The following is a 2,833-nucleotide window of genomic DNA, read 5'->3' on the forward strand; positions in this document are numbered from 1 at the left end:
GCTGCGGGTCGGGCTGGCGGTACAACTCCCGCGCCAACAGGCCGCCACCCACCATCAACGAGACGACCACGATCCCGGTGGGCAGCAACCACCGTTGCGGGGTCCAAGGCGCTGGCACAGCTGACACATCGGCAGGGTAGTGGTCGGCGTTAGCGGCCCGCCCGCCGTGTCACCATTCATGACCCGGTCGTGCCCTCACCGAAGGCACTCCCGGTCACCCCACGCGGTGCAGCCAGGTGACGGGGGCGCCGTCACCGGCATGCCGGAAGGGTTCCAGCGCCTCGTCCCAGTTCGCGGCGAGCAGCTCGTCGACGCGGTGGGCGAACGCTTCCCCGGCGCGGGCCTGGCGCACCAGGGCACGCAGCTGGTCCTCACCGACCACGATGTCGCCGTTGGCACTGATCCGGCCGTGCCACAGGCCGAGACCGGGCACGTAGCAGAACCGTTCACCGTCGACCCCGGCACTGGGCTCCTCGGTGACTTCGAAGCGCAGCATGGGCCACGCCTTCAGCCCGGCGGCGAGCTTGCCGCCGGTGCCGGCGGGCGCGCTCCAGTTGCATTCGGCCCGCAACTGGCCGGGCGCGGCGGGCTGCGCCGTCCACTGTAGATCGACCCGGGCACCCAGGGTGCCCGAGATCGCCCACTCGACGTGCGGGCATACCGCAGACGGCGACGAGTGGACGTACACCACGCCACGGGTGTTGCCACGGGTGCTCACTGCTGACCTCCGCTACTCGACGAGGGGCGTCTTCCCCTACGACCTCGCGAGTCTCGGTTGCTTCGCTCGTGACGCGGCTTAGCACATTCTGCACTGTGATCACCCATTTGGCCACACGAACATCGAGGCCCGCAACTCGTTCCAGGGCAAGGTCTCCCGCGCGGTCGCGGTACGCGGGAGACCCTGCCGTCCTCAGCCGCCGGAGGTCAGGTACCGCGCGGCGGCCACCGTGTCGACCAGCCCGGTTCCCTTGTCGTAGCTGGACGGATACGGTCCCGCCTGCTGATACGCGGCGCCGTCGGAGTACCGGTGGGCGGTGGCCTTGAGAGCGCTTTCGATCCGGGCCGGAGTGGCGGACGGGTCGGCCTGAAACAGCTGCGCCACGATTCCGGTGATCTGCGGGGCGGCCATGGAGGTCCCGCTGATCACGTTGTAGGTGCCGACGTCGAGCAGCCCTGGACCGTTCTCCGGCTGGAGCCCCTGCGCGCACACGATCAGGTAGGGACGGCAGGAGGACAGGATGTTCTCCCCGGGGGCGGACACGTCGGGCCACGTGGCCGGGTCGCTCGCGAGCCCGCGGGAGGAGTAGGCCGAAACCGCACCGTCGCGCGTACCGGTGCCCTGGTCGTTGTAGGAGGCCACGGAGATGATCCCGGGCGTCGGGTCCTGTCCCGGCGGGTTGGACAGGTTCTTGCTGCCGTCGCCGCCGTCGTTGCCGTTGGCCCAGACGGTGACCACGCCTTCGGCGGCCAGGGCCCGCTGCAGCTGGACGGTCGCCGAGTTCGGATCGAAGGCGCCGCCACCGCTGGGCCCGTAGGAGTTGTTGATCACCTTGATGGGCGGGCAGACCGAGGCGGGCACCCCGGCGCCGCAGGGCGCGTCGTGGTTTTCCAGCACCCAGTTCAGTGCCGCGTCGGTGCCGAGCAGGAGAATGCCCAGCCCGGTCGAGATCGCGACGATCTTGGCTCCGGGTGCGGAGCCGCCGACCCTGGTGCCGTCCGGCAGGGTGAGCGCGGCTCCGGCGGCGATGCCGGTGACGTGGGTGCCGTGCCCGCCGAGGGAGGTGGTGTCGGTGTCCAGCGTGGTGGGCACGTCCAGGATGCACGAGGCCGCCGTGCCCGAGGTGCAGGCGCTCTTGAGGTTGCGGACCACGCGGGTGGTGCCCCCGGACCGGAAGGCCGGGTGGGTCGGGTCGACCCCGGTGTCGATGATCGCGACGGACACCCCGCTGCCGTCCAGCGCCGCACCGTCCGCCCCGGTGAGCGTGGTGCGGGCCTCGGCGCTGCGGGTGGCGGTGGTGCCGGTGTCGCCGAAGGCGACCAGCGGATCGTCGTGCTCCACGTAGGTCACGCCAGGCTGCCGCCGGAGCGCGCGGACCTGCCCGGCCGTGCCGCCGGCGGCGACCACACCGATCCGGGTGAACCGGGTGATCTCGGCCAGCCCGGCCTGCCGCACGGCATGCTCGGCGGTGGCCACGTCCGTGGCGTGGACCAGGGTGGTCATCGGCACCGCGTCCGCGACGGTGGCCAGCAGTCCGGCCAGGCTCGCGGACACCGGGGCCTGCTCGTCGGCCAGCGCGGCCGGAACGGGAACGAGCAGGGGAAGCACGAGGGCGGCGGCGATCGCGAGTGATCTCGGCCGCCCGGGGATGCGCCGTTGCATCGGCTCTCCTGGGGATCGGGGACGAACGAACCTACTAACCAGTAGCACTTCGCTGGGTGATCGCCGTCACTCGATCGTTCCGCCTCGCGGGAAGGGCACGTGAATTTCACACTGTTGGCGGCATGGACAACTACCGCGCGCTACCGTGAGCACCCAGCCCACCACCGCTTCGGGGAGAGACAGGTGCGACTCGTTCGCCTGGCGCCACAGCCGTCCCGGGTCGCCGACGACATCCGAGCGGCGCTGACCTCACTCGGCCGCGGCGAGACCGTCTCCGGCGGCGTGGCGCTGATCGGCGCCCGCCCGCTGCCATCGGGCAGACCCGTGGACGCCGCGGTCGTGCTGCCCCGCGGGGTGCTGCTCGTGCTCGGCATCGACCTGCCCGGCCCGGCACTCCGGCTCGAAGCCCCGCTCGACGCCCCGTGGAAGGCCGATGGCTGGCCGGTACCCACC

Annotated in this window: 2 protein-coding genes and 1 pseudogene; 1 reads left to right on the forward strand and 2 read right to left on the reverse strand. The window is 71.7% G+C overall.

Features of this window, described 5'->3' with window-relative positions; all coding sequences use genetic code 11:
• Positions 1–214: 214 nt before the first annotated feature.
• Both FNH05_RS35640 and FNH05_RS35645 read right to left on the reverse strand, forming a co-directional pair.
• Complete coding sequence (locus tag FNH05_RS35640) at positions 215–718, reverse strand: DUF3145 domain-containing protein (RefSeq protein WP_144593248.1); 504 nt, start codon at positions 716–718, stop codon at positions 215–217.
• 192 nt (positions 719–910) lie between these two features.
• The gene (locus FNH05_RS35645; RefSeq protein ID WP_144593249.1) at positions 911–2,380 is read right to left on the reverse strand and encodes a S8 family serine peptidase; all 1,470 of its coding nucleotides are present in this window, start codon (positions 2,378–2,380) and stop codon (positions 911–913) included.
• Between the two features lie 183 nt (positions 2,381–2,563).
• Between FNH05_RS35645 and FNH05_RS35650 the strand changes: the two are divergent.
• A pseudogene (locus FNH05_RS35650) lies at positions 2,564–2,833 on the forward strand (hypothetical protein); the annotation flags it as partial.

Source organism: Amycolatopsis rhizosphaerae (genome assembly GCF_007713715.1).
Classification (GTDB): domain Bacteria; phylum Actinomycetota; class Actinomycetes; order Mycobacteriales; family Pseudonocardiaceae; genus Amycolatopsis_E; species Amycolatopsis_E rhizosphaerae.

Bases quoted from the DNA above. Each gene is read 5' to 3' on its own strand.
- FNH05_RS35645 (WP_144593249.1), bottom strand. From the start codon at position 2,380: ATGCAACGGCGCATCCCCGGGCGGCCGAGATCACTCGCGATCGCCGCC.